We start from the raw sequence: 17230 nt of genomic DNA on the forward strand, positions 1-17230 counted from the left end.
TCAGCGCCGCTCCAGCTGCGCGAGGACCGGCAGCTTCAGCAAACGCTCGACCTGCCACTTCTCCAGAATCCGCCGGCGGATGATGTCCAGCGCCACGGCCGCGAAGATGCCCAGGCCGATGCCGCCAATCACTCCCGCCGCGACGATGAGCTGCACCTTCGGCTTGGACGGCTTCTCCGGGAAGGTGGGCGGCGACAGCACGCTGAAGCGGTGCTTCATCGAAGCGCGCGAAATCTCCAGCTCCGTGCGCGCCTGGTCCAGCCGCCGCATCTTCTCCTGGTGCCGCATCACCAGCATGCGCACCCGGTCCGCCGCCACCGACACCTCCGGGTTGTCCGACGTGGCCTGCCCGCCCAGCGTGGCAGTGGGCAGCCCCGCCGTGCTGATGCCGGACTCCAGCTCCCCCGGGTTGCCGCCGTTGCGCATGTACTCGTTGATGTGCTCGTTCAGCTCCGAGCGCAGCGCCACCAGCTGCGGCGAGTCCTCCTGGAGCGCGACGATGCGCTGCTCCAGGTCGGTAATCACCGGGTGCTGCGGCGAGTAGATGACGCGCTGCTCGGACAGCTGGTTGCGCAGCTCCGTCAGCCGGCGCGCGCGGAAGTCCTCCACGTCGCCAATGGCCCGGCGCTTCGTCTGAATCATGAAGCGCATCTGCGCCAGCAGGTGGTCGGTGTTGATCATCCCCCCGGCCGCCGTGGGCGTGCCCTTGCGCCCCGCCTTCTCCTCTTCCTTGCGCTTGCGCAGCTCGATGCGCTTCACCGTCGCGTCCAGCTCGGCGATGGCCTTCCTGATGCCCTCGCCCTCGTCCACCACCTGCTTCTCCAGAATCGTGATGGCCTCGGACACCGCGCCCATCTCCGCCGCCTGCCGCATGTCGAGGAAGTTCTGCTGCGCCGCCTGCACGATGTTCAGCGCCAGCTGCGGATCGCTCCACTCCACGCCGATGGACACCGTGCCGGTGCCGCCCTCCACGCCGACAATCATCGCCTGCTCCAGCATGGCGGTGAGCGCGTCGCGCTTGTCCTCGTCGGACATGGGGGCCGGCGGCTTGCCCGTCAGCTTCTGCTTCAGCTTGCTCATCGGCGAGCGGCCCAGCTCCCAGTACTCCACGAGCTTGGCCTGCTCGACGATGGTCTTCAGGTTGTCGTACTTCATCACCATCTCCCACGCGGCGCGCGTGGGCTGGTCCGCGTCCACGGGGATGGAGCGCCCCGGGTTGGCCAGCGAGGAGATGATGAAGTTGCGCTGCGTCAGCATCCGCGTCTCCACGCGGTACTTGCGCGGCATGATCTTGCTCACGCCCACCGCCAGGGCGGACACCGTCCCCATCACCAGCAACGCGAGGAACCAGTGGCGCACCACCGCGTTCTTCACGAAGAAGACGGCGTCGATGAGCAGACCCCAGTCGATGAGGTCCGCGGGCGCGTTCGTCTCCGCGCGCTCCGGGACGAACAGCGGCTGGGGGGGAGGCACCGGCTGGGGGCGCGGCCCGGGAGTGCCGGGCGCGGGCATCGTCACGACTTCCTCCTCGGCCCGTAGTCCTTCATCACCTGCTGCACGCGGCGGGTGAACTCCTCCTGCGTGAAGGGCTTGCCCAGGTAGCCGTTGGCGCCGGCCTCCTCGGCGTGTGCCTTGTCCTCGGGCAAGTCCCGCGCGCTCACCACCAGCACCGGCACGTCCTTCATCGTCTGCGAGCGGCGGATGTGCTCGCACAGGTCATAGCCGGAGATGTCCGGCAGCGTCAGGTCCAGACACACGAGGTCCGGAGCGCTGGCGCCCTCCATGTGCTTGAGCGCCGCGCGCCCGCTGGGCAGCTCGATGACCTGTTCGAAACCCATGTCGCGCAGGTAGTCACCCAGCATCTTCCGGAAGAAGGGGGCGTCCTCCACCAGGAACACGGTCTGCAGTTGGGGCTCCATCCTTCGTCAGCCTTTCTTCTCGAACCTTGTGCTCAGCCGAACCCGAGCCTCGGCACCCAAACGAGGACGCCGTACGTGTATGCCGCGTTGAAGAGGAAGAACCAGAGGATGGCCTTCTTGAACCCCCGCACGGGGTGCGGATCCCTCGCCGCCTTCGCGGGCAGGGCGACGGTGAGGATGAGGACGGACATCAGGATGAGCTTGGCCATGGCTCCAGCCCCTCAGAGGATACCAGTTTGGCGCACGGACAGCCCCAGCGACGCGGCCCAGGTCAGCCGGGCTGTCGGGAGCTCGGGCGAGCGGCTCCAGGTACTCCGGGTATCGGCGTCCACCGACATCCAGCGTGTGAGAATCCACGAAGCCGTCACGCCTCCGGACACAATCCGGTCTCCGCTGGCCCCGCCCACCGCGAAGGCGGTGCCGGCCGTGGTGGACACCCGCACGCGGGGCCCCAGCGCCCAGGTGCCCGACAGCGTCAAATCCGCCCTCGGGTACACCCGTGCCGTCAGCCGGTCCACGAAAGGGGTGACGCGCACCCCCACCCGCCCGTTGAAGTCCGCCGTGCGCGAGGGAATCCGGTGCCCCACCGCGAAGGTGAGGTTGGGCAAGAGCTCCGTGCGGGGCTCGGGGGCGGCCTCTCCCTCCACGGGCTCCTCGGGGGGCGCCTCCAGGGCGCGCACCAGGCTGACGCCCACCCCGGCCTCCAGCGAGGTGCGCCGGTCCACCCGCTGGCCCCAGGCCTCCGTCAGCGTCAGCACCGTGTTGTTGGCGCCGGTGGAGAAGCGCGAGTGGGCCACGGCCACGGACGTGGTGATGGCGCTCAGGGACGACAGCGCGTGGCTCAGCGACACGTCGAAGCGGGGCCCGTACTGCATGGGCACCGCCTCGCGGGCCGGGCCGTCCAGGCCGCCGCTGATGGAGAAGCCGGTGGAGCCGGACAGCTGCCAGCGCCGCCCCAGCCAGCCGGTGTCCACGTTGAGCGTCGTCGCGGAGGACAGGAAGTAGACGGTGTCCTCCGTCGGCAGCGGCTGCAGGGGGCCGCCGCCGTCGGGAGGCCGCAGCGGGCCGTCCGGCTCGTCGCCGCCCGGGTCCGGCAGGGGCAGCACGTCCGTGGTGAACAGGTCCACGCTGCCCAGCACCAGCTCCTCGCCCAGGCGGAAGGACAGGCCGCGCTCGGGGCGCCAGTTCCCCGCGAGCCGGGCCATGTGCTGGACTTCGGTGCGCGGCTGCACCGTGACTTCGCGCAGGCTGATGCGCGGGGCGTACTCCACCTGCAGCGACGTGTTGCCGTCGCGCACCTCCAGGCCCAGCGTGGGGGTGACGTCGGTGTCGCCAGCCACGGAAGGTGCGTCCTCGGCGGGGTCCTCGTTGGAGCGCACGCGCGAGTCGACGCGCGCCGCCACGCCGTACGTCACGGCGGCGGAGGACACCTCCAGCAGCACGGCGGTGAGGGCGGCCCCCAGCACGGACTACTCCACCACCACCACGTCGCCGGAGCGCAGGCGGAAGGCCGGCGCGCGCCCCTCGGCGTGGATGAGGTCGTCGTAGCGGAAGCGGATGCGCACCGGCGCGGCGCCCTCGTCCTGACGCATGACGAAGACGCGGTCCTTGTGGGCGTACTCCGTGAAGCCGCCCGCTCCCGCGAGCACCTGGAGCAGCGTGGAGTTGGGCTCGATTTCCAGCGGGCCCACGCGGTTGATTTCCCCCACCATCGTCACCTTGATGGGCTTCGCCTGCTCCAGCGCCACCGTGACGACGGGGTGGTTGATGTAGTCCTTCAGCCGCGTCTGGATTTGCTGGGACAGGATGGCCGGCGAGTGCCCGGCCGCCTCCACGTCGTCCAGGAAGAGCAGGCTGATGCGCCCGTCGTCCCGCACGCGGGCCTGCGTGGTGAGCGCCTCCTGGTTCCACACGCGGATGTTGAGCAGGTCGCCCGCGGCGATGCGGTAGCTGGCGTCGGGCGGGGGCGGCTTCTCCTGGTACTCGTCCACCCAGACGTACTTGCCCAGCCCGCGGCAGCCGGAGACCAGCAGCAGCAGCGCGGCGCAGGCGAGCGCGCGGAGCGGGAGGCTCGAGGAGGGCTGTCGATGACGGAGCGGGGACGGCATGAGCGGCAAGGGTCTCATCTCAGGGGGTGGGGGCCACGGCGACGGGCGTGGCCTCGGGCTCGGGGTTGCCGCGGCGGCGGGCCAGGCGCACCACCTGGAGCACCTCACCCGGGCGCACCGCGCCGGTGGCCAGCACGCCAACCACGTACAGCGCCGCCTCGATTCCCAGCCGCACCCACGGGCCGAGCGGGGCAAGGACGGTCTGGTCCAGCGCGGCGATGGCCAGGCACACCGCGGCCGTCTTGCCCACCATGGAGAGCAGGCGCGCGTCGAACGCGGCGCGGCCCATGCGGGCGAACAGGCTGATGGTGACGGCGACCTCCATCAGCAGGATGGACAGCGCCGTGCCCGCCGCGCCGCCGCCGGGCCCCAGGGCCGAGTGCAGCAGCGGAATCAGCGTCAGGTTGAAGATGGGAATCAGCACCAGGCTGCCGACGACGCTGGTGATGGTCACCCACCACTCGCGGTTGGTCATGGTCAGCCACATGCCGGACGTCATGGTGATGAAGGCCAGCACGAACAGCGGCGACATCAGCCGCAGCGGCGTGGCGGACGGGGCGAACTCCCCGCCCATCAGCCCCACCCACAGCGGCGCGCCCAGGACGATGAGCATCATCAGCGGCACCGTGATGACCAGCGTGCCCTCCAGCGCGCGGCGGGTGAGCCGGGTGAGCTCCTCCTCGGAGCGCGCGGCCGCGCGGGACGCCAGCGGCATCAGCACCCAGCCGAAGACGGGGTTGAGGAAGAAGGTCAGGCCCGCGATGTTCCACGCGGCGCCGTAGAAGCCCACCTCCTCATGGGTGGCCGTGAAGCCCAGAATCATCACGTCCAGGCGCCCGTTGGCCCCCAGCGCCACGCCGGTGATGAAGAAGGGCAGGCTCGCCTTCAGGACCTTCATGGTCGCCGGCACGTCCACGCGGAAGGTGAGGCCGATGTGCTGGTGCGCCAGGCGCCAGCCCACCGCGAGCTTCACCGCCTCGGACGCCACCAGCGGCACCGCCAGCCACGGCAGCGGCAGGCGCGCCAGGCACACGGCGAGCAGCCCGCCGCCCCACACCAGCTTGGTGACGACGTTGGAGACCGACAGCCCCGCCACCTTGCCCTTGGCGTGCAGCAGCGCGGCCATGGAGGCGTTGATGATGGTGAGCGACTGCGCCACCGCGAAGACGTAGACGAGGTACCGCACCTCCGGCGGGTCGCCCTGGCCGGCCATGACGAGCGCCAGCACGCCAATCAGCACCACCGTGAGGCCCAGCCGCAAGAGCAGCGTGGTGCCGAAGAAGTCGCTGGCGTGGGCGGGCCGGCGAGCCACTTCCTTGCGGATGTACATCTCCAGGCCCAGCTGCGTGGCGAGGAAGAACACCGCGGAGAAGCTGTCGCCCCAGTTGAAGCGGCCCAGGTTCTCCGGACCGAGGTAGGCCGGCAGGAGGAACCGCACGCCCATGGCGATGGCGTACGTCACGAGCAGCGAGCCGCCGAGCTGCAGCCCATTGCGGACCGCGCCCATGGCCTCGTGCGCACCCTCGGGCTGCTGGGCGTCCTGCGGAATGGATTGGCTGGGACTGTTCACGGTGGAAGCGGGCGCCCCCCGGCCCCGGCCGGTCATGCCCGGGTGCATAGAAGACGAGCGGGGGCGGCACGTCAATGCCGCCCCCGCGGGAAGTCAGGTTGCCTGGAAGCCTAGCTGGCCCCGCGCCCCGTGAGGACCACGGGCACCGTCTGCAACAGGAGCGTCAGGTCGCTCGTGAGGCTCCAGTGGTCGATGTACTGCATGTCGAGGTACATCCACTCCTCGAACGAAATCTGGTTGCGCCCGGACACCTGCCAGATGCAGGTGAGGCCCGGCCGCACGGACAGCCGGCGGCGCTGCCACGTCTCGTACTTGGCCACCTCGCTGGGCACCGGCGGACGCGGGCCGACGATGCTCATCTCCCCGCGCAGCACGTTGATGAACTGGGGCAGCTCGTCGATGGAGAACTTGCGGATGAACCGGCCGATGCCGGTGATGCGCGGGTCGTTCTTCATCTTGAAGACCGGGCCGGACATCTCGTTCTGCGCGGCCAGCTTCGCCTTCAGCTCCTCGGCGTTCACCACCATGGAGCGGAACTTCAGCATGTAGAACGACTTGCCGTTCTGCCCCACGCGCAGCTGCTTGAAGAAGATGGGGCCCTTGGAGGTGAGCTTCACCGCCAGCGCCACGAAGGCGAGCAGGGGCAGCAGCATCCACAGCGCCACCGCGGACACGCAGATGTCGAACAGGCGCTTCATCGCCATCTGGTGCGGCTTGGGGCTCACCGCCGCGAAGTGCAGGAAGCCGTCGGACACCGCGCGCCGCTCGATGGGCCGCGCGCGGTCCAGGCGGAAGCTGTGCGCCGGCAGCGCGAAGGGCACGCCGAAGCGCTCGGCCAGCTTGATGGCCCCCTGCATGGACTCGCCCTGCTTCAGCGTGTTGCCCGCGATGTAGACCTCGTCCACCGCCGTGTTGCGCAGGATGTGCTCCAGGTCCTCCACCGAGCCCATGATTCGCGCCGGCAGCTCGCCGATGGAGCCCGTGTCGTCGTGGAAGCGCACGTAGCCCAGCACCTGGCGGCGCCCGCGGCGCACCAGGTCCTCGCCCGTGTAGCGGCCCATGGCGCCCGTGCCGACAATCAGCACCGAGTCCATGGGGCGCTCCTGCGCGGCCACCGGACGGAAGACGAACAGGCGCAACAGCAGCGCCACGGGCCAGAAGATGATGAGCAGCGGCGCCACGCCCGTCACCGTCACCCGCTCTGGCAGCGCCAGGCTCACCAGCGCCAGCACCGTCACCACCGCCAGCGTCGCCACCGACACGAGCGCCACGTGGTCCAGCTTGCTGCGCTCGACGAAGCGCGAGTCATAGAGGCACAGGGCCGTGCCCGTGATGATCCACGTCATCAGCGACGTGAGGACGAGGCTGGGGACGACCCAGCCGGACTCCGGGGTCAGCTGGCCGTCCAGCCACGAGGCCGTCCCCAGCACCGCCGTCATCAGGATCAGGTCCACCGTCAGGTTCAGCTTCGCCGCGAACCCCGGCGCCAGCTTCGGCCCCTGGACCTCTTCCACGCTGTCGCTCTGAGGGGACGCATTCCCAGGAGCCCCGACCGCCGCACTTGCACTTGCGCTGCTCATCGTCTCCACCCCCCTCTGTGCCGAATGCATGCTTTCGCTCAGTTCGGTTCAGAGGATGCCGTTGAGGCTAAAAATCTTCAAGTCGGAAGGAACTACATTTTTGCTGATGGTGCGTCGCGTTGCAACCGCCGCTCCGCAAGTAAGACGTGACACGAGGTGAATTCTTGGGATCGCCTTCAACCCAGTTCCGGGTCGATTCCGCCCCACGAATCGTCTACGCGTCACTTCTCCTTGCCGGGTTCGGCCTTGCGCCGCGCCTGCAGCGTGCATCTACGGTGCCGGTCTGACGTTGGATTGCGCGTCGCGCTGGGACGCGGGGTGTCATGAAAGCGGGGGGCATGAAGTTCCAGGAGGTTGGGGACGCGCGAGGCGCTCCTGGCCTGAATAGACGTTGAAGTGGCCGTTTCTGGAGAACGCAGCCAGCGTCATTCCAGAACGCAAAGCCAGGTCCACGGCGAGCGAGCTGGCTGCAGAAACTCCAGCCACTACAGGGATGCCGGCCATGGCGGCCTTCTGGATGATTTCGAAGCTGACGCGTCCGCTGACGCCGAGCAGCACCGGCTGACGCGTCAGTGGGGTGCGGCTGACTCGGGGGCCGTGCACGGTGCCGGCGAGGACGAGCGCGCCCACCACCTTGTCCACGGCGTTGTGGCGGCCCACGTCCTCGAATGAGGCGAGCACTTGGCCGTCCGCATCGAGCGCGACGGCGGCGTGGACTCCGCCGGTGCGGGCGAAGTTGCGCTGCGCGTCCCACAGGCGCTCGGTGGCGCGGGCCACGGCGTCCGGGGACAGCACGGGCCCGGGCGGCAGGGGCGGGCAGGCGGCGAGCAGGTCCTCCACGCTGCGGCGGCCACACACGCCACACGCGGAGGTGGTGAGGGTGCCGCGGCGGGTGGCGCGCAGGCGCTCCACGTCCAGCATGGCGCCGGGCGCGGGGGTGACTTCGATGACGTTGCCCCAGCCTTCCTCACCGGGCCGGCCGCAGTGCGCCAGCCCGCCCAGGTCCTCCACGCCGTGGATGAGGCCCTCGGCGAGGAGGAAGCCCGCGGTCAGCTCGCGGTCATGTCCGGGCGTGCGCATGGTGGTGGCCACGGCGTCGCCGCTGACGCGAATCTCCAGCGGCTCCTCCACGGCGAGGTCGTCCTCCTCCGTGGGCAGCAGCCGTGCGCCGTCCCACCGCTGCACGGGGCGCCGCGCCACGCCGCGCGCGTCGGCCGGGGGCAGGGGGGCGCGCCTGCCGGGCTTCACGAAGGTGAGCAGGAGGTCCGCCGCCGCGCGCACGTCCGAGCTGTCGATGATGCGAATGTCGCGCGTGAAGTCCGCCGGCAGCGTGGGGGAGGCGCAGAGCACGGCGAGGACTTCGGGATGGGAGGAGGCGAGCGGCGGGCCCAGGCCCTCGCGCCATACCTCCAGCTTGGGCAGCGGGCCGTTCTTCCAGCCCTCCACCAGCACCAGGTCCACGGTGCCGGCGAGGCGGGCGAGCTGCGTGTCCAGGGCGGCGCCGGGCATGGTGAGCTGCACGCCGGAGGGGACGGCGAAGCCGGTGAGGCGGGCCCCGGCCTCATGGAAGCGCTCGGTGTCGCTGCCCGGACGGTGCAGGGGGTGCGCGTCGGAGGAGTGCTTCACCACGGCCACGCGCACGCCGCGCGCGGCGAGCTCGGGGACGAGCTTCGTGAGGAGCGTCGTCTTCCCGGAGCCGGACCAGCCGACGATGCTGACAGCGGGCACGGCGCTCATGCGGCACGCTCCAGGGAGCGCGTCGTGAGGCGCGGTGTCTTCCCGGAGCCGGACCAGCCGACGATGCTGACAGCGGGCACGGCGCTCATGCGGCACGCTCCGGGGCGCGCTTCGTGAGGCGCGGTGTCCTCGCGGAGCCGGACCCGCCGACGGTGCTGACCGCAAGCACGGTGCTCATGCGGTGGCATCCACCGCGGTGTGGAGGGGGCGGTCGAACAGCTCCACCTCGACGGAGTCACCCTCGGCGAAGTCGGCGCGGCCCGGAGGCAGGACGGCCCAGCCCTCGCCGTGGGCGTTCTGCAGAATCTGTCCGGCGCCCTGGGGGCGCAGGCGCGCCAGCGGCGCTCCCTCGCCGCGAGGCTCCAGCGTGGCGGTGATGAGGTAGGTGAGGCCGGCCTGCTTGTGGCGCGGCTCGGAGAGGTGGGCGCGGACGCGGCGGCGCGTCTCGAGGACGCCCTGGCGCTTGAGGAGCAGCGGCCGCGCGAGCTGGTCGAAGGCGACGGTGGCCGCGCCGGGGTTGCCGGGCAGCACGACGACGGCGGTGTCTCCGAGCCGGGCCACGGCCACGGGCTTGCCGGGCTTGAGGGCCACCCCGTCCACGAAGAAGCGGGCGCCGAGCGCGGAGAGCACGCGCTTCACGTGGTCCTTGTCACCCACCGAGGCACCGCCGGTGGTGACGAGGACGTCCACCTGGGGCGCGAGCCGGGAGAGGGCGTCGCGCAGCGCGGCCTCGTCGTCCCGCGCCCGCTCCAGGTGTCGCACGTCGGCGCCGGCCTCGCGGGCGAGCGCGGCCACGAGGATGAGGTTGCTCTCGTAGACCTGGTGGGGCAGGGCGGGCGAGCCGGGCGGGACGAGCTCGTCGCCGGTGGCGAGCACCGCGACGCGAGGCGCCGGGCGCACCCAGGCCGTCGTCTCTCCCAGGGAGGCGAGCACGCCCAGCACCGAGGCGCCCACGTGCTGGCCGCGTGGGAACAGCGCCGTTCCGGCAGTGACTTCCTCGCCCTTGCGGCGGATGTCGTGGCCGGGCGGAACGGTGATGAAGATGTCGACGTGGAGGCCGTCGTCATGGGCGCGCGCGGCCTCCTGGCGGACGACGGCATCCGCGCCGGAGGGGAGGGGCGCGCCGGTGAAGATGCGAGCGGCCTCGCCGGGCTGGAGCGCGCGGGTGGGAAGCGCGCCGGCGTAGACGGTGTCGACGATGCGCAGGCGCGCGGGGTGGTCGCGGTTGGCGCCCCGGGTCTCCTCGGCGCGCACGGCCCAGCCATCCATCGCGGAGTTGTCGCAGCCGGGCAGCGAGCGCGACGCGGTGACCTCGGCCGCGAGGAAGCGACCGTGGGCGTCGAGCAGGGAAACACGCTCGGGAGCCGCCGGGGCGATGGCGTCGAGCGCGGCCTGCCGGGCGGTGGGGAGGGGCGTGAGCGGCATGCGTGGCGGCGCAGCCTACGCCGTGGAGCAGGCCGTTTGTCCACGGGACAGCGCCCGACGTCCGCCCGGTACCTTCCTCAGCGGGCGGGCTGCTCGGGGGAGGCCCTCTTCTTCGAGGTCAGCCACCGGTGGATGGCGAAGGTGACGAGGGAGATGGCCAGGGCGAGGGGGCCGGTGAGCATGCTCGCGTAGAGCCCCAGAATCACGGAGATGCTCTCGAAGCCGCCTGCTCTGGCGCCGTTGTGGCAGGCGAGCCCCACCAGCGGCGGTAGGAAGAAGCCCAGGAGCGTGAAGCCGATGCAGAAGATGAGGAGGAAGCGGGGCGTGGGGGGGCGGGGTGGGCGTTTCGGGGAGTCGTTCATGGAAGCTCGGGCCATGGCAAAGCAAGCGCCGGACCGTCAGCGGGAGGGTGCCTGCTCCAGACAGAGGGGGACCTGGGATGCCAGGCAGGTGTGCAAGCGCTGGCACGGTCCAGGCACGTGGCGATACACCGCTGCCTCATGGCTCCCCAGAGCGCAGGCCCCGAGTTTGCGGACGTGACGCTGACCATCATCGCGGGTGGCCAGGGCCGGCGCCTGTCCGGGGTGCCCAAGGGGCTGCTGGAGGTGGAGGGCCGCACGGTGGTGGAGCGGCTGCTGGAGCTGGCGCCGCGCTTCGGAGACGTGCTGCTGGTGGCGAACGTGCCCGAGCCCTATGCGCGCTTCGGTGTGCGCACGGTGGCGGACGTGGTTCCGGGCAAGGGGGCACCGGGTGGGGTGCACGCGGCGCTGGTGGCGGCGCGCACGCCGTGGGTGCTGGCGGTGGCGTGTGACATGCCCTTCGTCTCGCCCGACGTGGTGCGCGTGCTGCTCGGCGCGCGCGGCGACGCGGTGGACGCGGTGGGCTTCGAGGTCGCCGGCCGGCTGGAGCCCTTGCTCGCGGCGTACCGGACGGCGCTGGCGCCTGCGTGGGGCGAGGCGCTGGTGGAGGACCCGTCGCTGCGTCAGCTCCTCTCCGGCTTCCGGGCGCGGCTGTTGCCCGAGGACGCCCTGCGCGCGGTGGACGCCGGGCTGCGCTCCCTGGTGAACGTGAACACGCCGGAGGACCTGGCGCGCCACGGAGTCACGCTGCCTTCGACGTGAGCGGCGGTACATCGCCTACGGTTGATGCGGGTAGCGCTCCAGGCGCCCATCTGGCGAGTAGGCGAACAGCTCGAACTCGTCGAACCCTGAGCTGAAGCCTGGGGCGAAGCCAGGACACTTATCCACCCGGCGATTGACTCGAATGAAGTACCACCCCGCCTGGTACCCGATGGATAGCTCCAGGGCCTTGGGGGAGAAGGCGCAATCTCGCGCGTACTCCTTGGGAAAGCGCTTCATCACCTGCTGTAGCGCGGCATGTGCGGCGAGGATGGCGGGCCCGTCCAGCGTAGCCAGTGGAGCGAGTTCCCCCTCCGGCCAGGGGATGTCCGATGAAGTGTCGGACCTGGGGGCAGCCGTTCCTGCATCTGTGCTCCTCGGGTGGGTGTGAGGCACGACCGCTCCCGCGTCTGGACTGGCGATGACGGGCCGGACAGGAACGCTGCCTCCGTCAGCCATCAGAGCGATGAGCAGGAGCCAGTGGTGAGGACTCTGCATGGGAACCTTGGCACCTCTTAAGGAAATGACTCGGGGGAGCAATCAGGCGGTACCCCCCGTGGATTGAAAGCGCTGGGCGACCCGGGGCGGCAGGTGGCCGTGAACCGCCACTGCTGCTTGACGCCATCCCACGTGAATACTTCACCTGCCCGATTCCACTTGTAGAACCGTGGCGCGCTTCGGTGCCCCGTGGCAAGCCAGCCCCAGGCCAGGATCGGCTCTCCTCGGGAGTCTCGGGCCAGTTTGCCACCAGGAGTGGCTCCATACGCGACCATCATCCAGGCGGCCTCGCCCGACTTCATCGCGGGCCACACGCTCAGGTCCTTGCTGCTGACGTCGGTGGCGCATGGATGGTTGTGGGCAAAGCCGAAGACGGGCAGGTCCCTCCCGAAGTCCGTATCATCGACACCGCCATACGGAGGCCAGCAGGAGTCTGCCGCGTCCGCCACATTGCGAACAGGCCAGGACACCCGCCAGTCCTCTGGCGTCCGATAGACCGCGACGCAGTATTCAGCAGCGTCCGGGCGGGGACGGCCCGTGTTGGGGTCGCAGGCTTCCGAAGCACCAGGCAGGTTCATCAATGCCGTGAGGGAGGGGAGCACCAGGTCGTCCGGGATGCTGGCTGCGTCCGAGATGACGGCGGGCACCTGTGGCCACGGTCCAGGGGCTACGGGCAGAAGGGCGTTGTCCTCCAGCTTGGGTAGTTCCGCGTGAGAGTAGTAGCGACGCGTGCTCGAGCACCCGAGCAGCAGACCCAGCGTGAACAGGCACGCATACCGCTCGCCACGCTTCATCGGGCCCTCGTGGAGTGGGTGCCGTCCAGGGAAGGAACGCTACCGGTCGCCCTCAGCGCTGTCCATCACCGGAGCCTCACGGCAGGTCCACGCTCCGCGACGCCAGCCGCACCGGAACCCGCCGTGCCCCGAAGGCACCGGGCGCCGCGTCGAACCGTCCGGGGACCTCGACGCCACAGTCGGGACACCGCCCCTCGGGCGTCACGCGGTACGAGAGCAGCTCGTACCAGTCGCGGACGATGAGCGCCGTGCCGCACCCGCCGCACAGCGTGGTGTCGCCCTCGGCGTCGTGGACGTTGCCCGTGTACACGTGGCGCAGGCCCGTGCGCCGCGCAATCCCTCGCGCCCGGCTCAGCGTCGCCGGAGGCGTGGGCGGCACGTCGCGCATCTTGAAGTCGGGGTGGAACGCCGTGAAGTGCAGCGGCACGTCCGGGCCCAGGTGCTCCAGCATCCACTCCGACAGGCGCGTCACCTCCGCCTCCGAGTCGTTGTGCCCCGGAATCAGCAGCGTCGTCACCTCCAACCAGACGCGCGTCTCGTGCCGCAGGTACTCCAGCGTCTCCAGCACCGGCTGCAGGTGCGCGAAGGTGATGCGCTGGTAGAAGTCCTCGGTGAAGGCCTTCAGGTCCACGTTGGCCGCGTCCATCTTCGCGTACAGCTCGCAGCGCGGCTGCGCGTGGATGTAGCCCGCGGTGACGGCCACCGCGTCCACGCCCACCGCATGGCAGGCGTCCGCCACGTCCATGGCGTACTCGGCGAAGATGACGGGGTCGTTGTACGTGAAGGCCACGCTCCGGCAGCCGAGCCTCACCGCATGCCGTGCGATGGCCTCCGGCGAGGCCTCGTCCGCCAGCGTGTCCTGCTGCCGTGACTTGGAGATGTCCCAGTTCTGGCAGAACCGGCAGCCCAGGTTGCAGCCCGCCGTGCCGAACGACAGCACGCTGCTGCCCGGCCGGAAGTGATTCAGCGGCTTCTTCTCGATGGGGTCCACGCAGAAGCCCGACGAGCGGCCATACGTGTCCAGCACCATCCCCTCGCCCACGCGCTGGCGCACGTAGCAGAAGCCGCGCTGCCCCTCGTGCAGCTTGCAGTCGCGGGGACACAGGTCGCACTGCACACGCCCGTCCTCCAGCCTGTGCCACCAGCGAGCGGGGAACGCACTGCTCATGACGGACAGCTCCTCCCAGTCCTTGCGCACGCGAGCCGTCCCGCGCGCACCCGGACCCCGAAAGGACAATCGCTAACCAGAGACGCCGCGCCTCGCCGCGAGCCCACACCGTGCCCGGCAAGCCGGCTGCCCGGGGACGCGGCGTGCGACGCGGAGCGCCCCGCTACCCTGGCGGCTTCGGCACGGGCTGGAGGACCGTCGGCAGGTCCGCGAAGTTGAAGACGAGGCTCGGGCGCAGCTGTCCGAGCGCATCGCTCAGGTCCTCGCCGGTGCCCTGCACGCCGATGCCCACCGTCACGTTGTCCACCACCACGATGCGGCTGGTGGCCACCACGCTGGCCCGCTTCGTGTCGGTGTCCTCCAGCTTCGCGAAGGACTGCGTCGCCTCCACCTTCAGCTGGAAGCGCGGCGAGGCGACGCCCACGGAGAAGCCCGCGTCGAGCCACTTGCCCATGGGGACTCCGGGGCTCTGCCGCTCGTACAGCGCGCGCAGCTGGAGCGCCGCCTCCACGCTGGCATCCCCTCCGGACAGCAGCTCCAGCGTGGCCCCGGCGAAGCCGCGCTGGATGGCGACGCCGTCTCCGTCCTGTCGCTTCAGGCCCGGCATCACCCACCGGCCCCCCGCGGACACGAAGAGCGCGGTGGACGCCTGGCGCACCTGCCGCGCGCAACCAGTGAGCCCCAGGCGCAGCTTGTCGATGCCCGCCTGCCGCGCGGCCTCCATGGCGGCCGGATGGCCCGCCACCGCCTTGTCGTACGCGGCCCGGTCGACCTCGCCCGCCGCGTTCTTGAATTCATCCTCCAGCGGCGAGTCGGGGAAGTCGTAGAGGCTCGGGTCCGCCATCAGGGTGTTGACGCAGGTGCTGTAGAACTCGCCGTAGATGCTGCGCTCGCCGAAGACGTCCACGGCCGCGCCGGCCATCACCGTGGCGAAGCGGCCCTCCTCGAGGGTGACGTCCTCGTACGGCGTGTCCTCCGCGAGCGCGAGCGTGAGGGCGCTGTCCTGCAGGTAGCGGGTGAAGCGCGCCTTCCGGGCCGCGAGCGCCTCCGGGTAGAGCTGCTCATAGCCCTGTGAGAGGAGGTAGGGATTGAACTGCAGCACGAAGGACTTCTGGCCCCCTTCCAGCACGGCCCCGGCGTTGCGCAGGCTGGCCACCAGGGCGGCGGGATTCGAGGGGTGGACGATTTCGCCGGCGGCGGCGACGTCCAGGCCGGCGGCGGCCTCGGAGCCTCCGCGCAGGAAGCTGGGGAAGTCGAGCTCGACGGCGCCCCCGTCCGGGGTGCCGCCATCCTGGGCACGGGAGACCGCCGCGGTGAGCAGGAGCAGCAGCGCGAGGACGGCTCTCATTCCGTCACCGTCCAGGTGAGGTTGATGAAGTCCGCCTGGGCGCCGGACGGCAGGTTGAAGTCGTCCCAGAGGACCTCCGTCTGACCATTCGCGAAGACGAGCGAGGCCTTCTGCAGGAAGGTGGCGCCCGCGCCCGTCAGGTCCGCCACGGAGAACGTCGCCCGCACCCAGCCCTGCGCCGCGGAGGGCAGGAAGTCGTCGGGCAGCGGGACGCTCAGCGCGCCGGAGAAGCTGGCGTTGTGGACCTGCTTGCGCTCCTGCCCCGCCATCTTCCCGCTGACCACCAGCCGCATGGCGGCGGTGTTGAGCGTGCCTACGGGGCGCTCCAGGACGAGCTTCGCGCCCCGGCGGTCCGCGCGGGCAATCTGGATGGTCCCCGCCAGCTTGTCGTTCCCCGACATGACTCTTCCCCCTGTAGTGGAGCGCGCGGACTTCACCTGCCGCGTGCGTCACAGCATACAGTGGCTTCCCTCGCGTCCGCTGCCCCGGCGGCCGGCCGGCCGCGAGGGTGCGTCACCCTGACGCATGGACGCGGCACGCCCGGGATGGGAAACAGGAGGCCGAGATTCCCATGCTGACGACCCCCCTTGGACGATTCCGCGCGGTGGCCCTGGCCGAGGGCCTGTCCTTCGTCGTGCTCCTCTTCATCGCGATGCCGCTGAAGTACCTCGCGGGCATGCCCCTGGGCGTGAAGTTCGTGGGCTGGGCGCACGGGCTGCTCTTCATGCTGTACCTCTTCGCCCTCCTGGAGGCCGCCATCGCGTGCCGCTGGTCCCTGGTGCGCGGGGTGCTCGCGTTCGGCGCCTCGCTGGTTCCCTTCGGGACGTTCGTGCTCGACGCGCGGCTGCGGCGCGAGGCGCAGGCGGCGCCCGCCCGGCCCGTGGCCTGACTTTCAGGACGCCGTGCCGGGGCCCTTCGCGGGCGGGTAGAAGGCGAAGGCGCCGTAGCCCACGACTTCGTCATGCCCGCCCGCGGTGTCTCCGGAGCTGCGCAAGTCCAGCAGCCTCGGGTGGAGCCCGCGCTTCCGGGCCGCCAGCATCAACCCGCTGATGGCCGCCGCGCCACAGGCGCTCCCCGCGTCCAGCGGGCCATCCAGCGTGAGCACCCGCTCCGCCGTCTCGCGGTCCGCCTCCCGCGCGTCTTCATACGGCAGGTAGTGCGACAGGTCCGAGCTGATGACGGGCAGCACGTCGTCATCCCAGAGCAGGTCGAGCAGCTCCTCCACCTCCTCCGCGCGCGCCCTGCCCACCACCAGGGGAAGCACCCGGAAGTGCCCCAGCACACGCTGCAGGAAGGGGAGCTGCACCTCCAGCGAGTGCTCCGCCTCATGGGCCGCCGTGGAGGCGGAGACCTGCCGCAGCTTCGCGGCGCGCTGGCGGAGGTCGTCGTCCAGCGGCACCTCACCCAGGGGCGTGCACAGCACGTCCACGTCCGGGTACGCCAGCCCGCTCAATGGAAGGAAGTGGCAGGGGCCCAGCAGCAGCACACGCAGGGGCTTGTCCGGGTGTCCTCTCAGCGTGGCGTAGGCCGCGGCCGCCACCCGCCCCGAGTACACATAGCCGGCATGCGGGACGATGAGCGCCAGGGGCCTGTCACCGACGTGCGCGGGGGTCCGCTCCAGCCAGCCGTCGACCTGGCGGGCCAGGGCGGAAGGACTGGCGGGATAGAAGGAGCCCGCCACGGCGGGAGCGCGCATACGAGACATGGTCCTCCCATCGGTCATGTCGCTGACAAACCTTGCCAACGATGACATGCGGGGACCACGCCCATCCAACCGGACTGCCACCGGCCAGTCAGGGGTCTGATTGGAATTGAACTGCAAGGAATTGCAGCCGCGCGTGGAAGGCGTCAGGTGCTGGCGACAGGGGCTCGGGAGTCGCCGAGTGGATGCGGATGAGCTCGCCGGTGCGCGAGAAGTGCCTGGCCACGTTCGCCGTGAGGGCCACGAACTTCGAGGCGACGAGG

General features: G+C 70.7%; 17 protein-coding genes. 2 read left to right on the forward strand and 15 right to left on the reverse strand.

The window, feature by feature from the left end; translation table 11 throughout:
• The 10 genes from epsV to LXT23_RS07610 all read right to left on the reverse strand — a co-directional run bounded on the left by epsV (nt 1) and on the right by LXT23_RS07610 (nt 10701).
• On the reverse strand, nt 1-1512 hold the full coding sequence (gene epsV, locus LXT23_RS07565; RefSeq protein WP_253979550.1) for a PCP family exopolysaccharide biosynthesis protein EpsV: 1512 nt from the start codon (nt 1510-1512) through the stop codon (nt 1-3).
• Between the two features lie 2 nt (nt 1513-1514).
• Nucleotides 1515-1919 (reverse strand): exopolysaccharide biosynthesis response regulator EpsW, encoded by a 405-nt coding sequence (gene epsW, locus LXT23_RS07570; protein WP_253979386.1) that lies wholly within the window; start codon nt 1917-1919, stop codon nt 1515-1517.
• Nucleotides 1920-1951: 32 nt separating this feature from the next.
• Nucleotides 1952-2128 carry a hypothetical protein gene (locus LXT23_RS07575; protein ID WP_253979387.1) on the reverse strand — a complete coding sequence of 59 codons (177 nt, stop codon included), beginning with the start codon at nt 2126-2128 and terminating at the stop codon, nt 1952-1954.
• Between the two features lie 12 nt (nt 2129-2140).
• Nucleotides 2141-3385: an exopolysaccharide export protein EpsX gene (gene epsX / locus LXT23_RS07580; protein WP_253979388.1), complete on the reverse strand. Its 1245-nt coding sequence runs from the start codon at nt 3383-3385 to the stop codon at nt 2141-2143.
• A gap of 3 nt (nt 3386-3388) precedes the next feature.
• Nucleotides 3389-4027 carry an exopolysaccharide export protein EpsY gene (gene epsY, locus LXT23_RS07585; RefSeq protein WP_253979389.1) on the reverse strand — a complete coding sequence of 213 codons (639 nt, stop codon included), beginning with the start codon at nt 4025-4027 and terminating at the stop codon, nt 3389-3391.
• Between the two features lie 19 nt (nt 4028-4046).
• A complete protein-coding gene (wzx, locus tag LXT23_RS07590) occupies nt 4047-5597 on the reverse strand; it encodes an exopolysaccharide biosynthesis flippase (protein ID WP_253979390.1) in 1551 nt (516 codons plus the stop codon).
• A gap of 110 nt (nt 5598-5707) precedes the next feature.
• On the reverse strand, nt 5708-7186 hold the full coding sequence (gene epsZ / locus LXT23_RS07595) for an exopolysaccharide biosynthesis polyisoprenyl-phosphate hexose-1-phosphate transferase EpsZ (protein WP_253979551.1): 1479 nt from the start codon (nt 7184-7186) through the stop codon (nt 5708-5710).
• A gap of 312 nt (nt 7187-7498) precedes the next feature.
• Entirely contained in the window at nt 7499-8914 is a 1416-nt protein-coding gene (gene fdhD / locus LXT23_RS07600) for a formate dehydrogenase accessory sulfurtransferase FdhD (RefSeq protein ID WP_253979391.1), read from the reverse strand.
• Between the two features lie 174 nt (nt 8915-9088).
• On the reverse strand, nt 9089-10339 hold the full coding sequence (locus LXT23_RS07605) for a molybdopterin molybdotransferase MoeA (protein ID WP_253979392.1): 1251 nt from the start codon (nt 10337-10339) through the stop codon (nt 9089-9091).
• A 77-nt stretch (nt 10340-10416) separates the two neighbouring features.
• Complete coding sequence (locus LXT23_RS07610; RefSeq protein ID WP_253979393.1) at nt 10417-10701, reverse strand: hypothetical protein; 285 nt, start codon at nt 10699-10701, stop codon at nt 10417-10419.
• A gap of 138 nt (nt 10702-10839) precedes the next feature.
• On the opposite strand from LXT23_RS07610, the gene mobA reads away from it, so the two are divergent.
• The gene (gene mobA / locus LXT23_RS07615; protein WP_253979394.1) at nt 10840-11460 is read left to right on the forward strand and encodes a molybdenum cofactor guanylyltransferase; all 621 of its coding nucleotides are present in this window, start codon (nt 10840-10842) and stop codon (nt 11458-11460) included.
• A gap of 15 nt (nt 11461-11475) precedes the next feature.
• Here the strand turns inward: mobA and LXT23_RS07620 are convergent, their stop codons facing one another.
• The 4 genes from LXT23_RS07620 to LXT23_RS07635 form a co-directional block, all read right to left on the reverse strand.
• Nucleotides 11476-11697 carry a hypothetical protein gene (locus LXT23_RS07620; protein ID WP_253979395.1) on the reverse strand — a complete coding sequence of 74 codons (222 nt, stop codon included), beginning with the start codon at nt 11695-11697 and terminating at the stop codon, nt 11476-11478.
• Nucleotides 11698-12825: 1128 nt separating this feature from the next.
• Complete coding sequence (gene amrS, locus LXT23_RS07625; protein ID WP_253979396.1) at nt 12826-13917, reverse strand: AmmeMemoRadiSam system radical SAM enzyme; 1092 nt, start codon at nt 13915-13917, stop codon at nt 12826-12828.
• Nucleotides 13918-14080: 163 nt separating this feature from the next.
• Nucleotides 14081-15265, reverse strand: a complete 1185-nt coding sequence (locus LXT23_RS07630; protein ID WP_253979397.1) for a hypothetical protein — start codon at nt 15263-15265, stop codon at nt 14081-14083.
• A complete protein-coding gene (locus LXT23_RS07635; RefSeq protein ID WP_253979398.1) occupies nt 15262-15666 on the reverse strand; it encodes a hypothetical protein in 405 nt (134 codons plus the stop codon). The genes LXT23_RS07630 and LXT23_RS07635 overlap by 4 nt, the downstream gene beginning before the upstream one ends.
• Nucleotides 15667-15836: 170 nt before the next feature.
• Between LXT23_RS07635 and LXT23_RS07640 the strand changes: the two genes are divergently transcribed.
• Nucleotides 15837-16154, forward strand: coding sequence for a DUF3817 domain-containing protein (locus LXT23_RS07640; RefSeq protein WP_253979399.1), 318 nt, complete (start codon nt 15837-15839; stop codon nt 16152-16154).
• A gap of 3 nt (nt 16155-16157) precedes the next feature.
• Here the strand turns inward: LXT23_RS07640 and amrB are convergent, their stop codons facing one another.
• The gene (amrB, locus tag LXT23_RS07645; protein ID WP_253979400.1) at nt 16158-16970 is read right to left on the reverse strand and encodes an AmmeMemoRadiSam system protein B; all 813 of its coding nucleotides are present in this window, start codon (nt 16968-16970) and stop codon (nt 16158-16160) included.
• Nucleotides 16971-17230: the final 260 nt, after the last annotated feature.

It is taken from the genome of Pyxidicoccus xibeiensis, from assembly GCF_024198175.1.
GTDB classification, from domain to species: domain Bacteria; phylum Myxococcota; class Myxococcia; order Myxococcales; family Myxococcaceae; genus Myxococcus; species Myxococcus xibeiensis.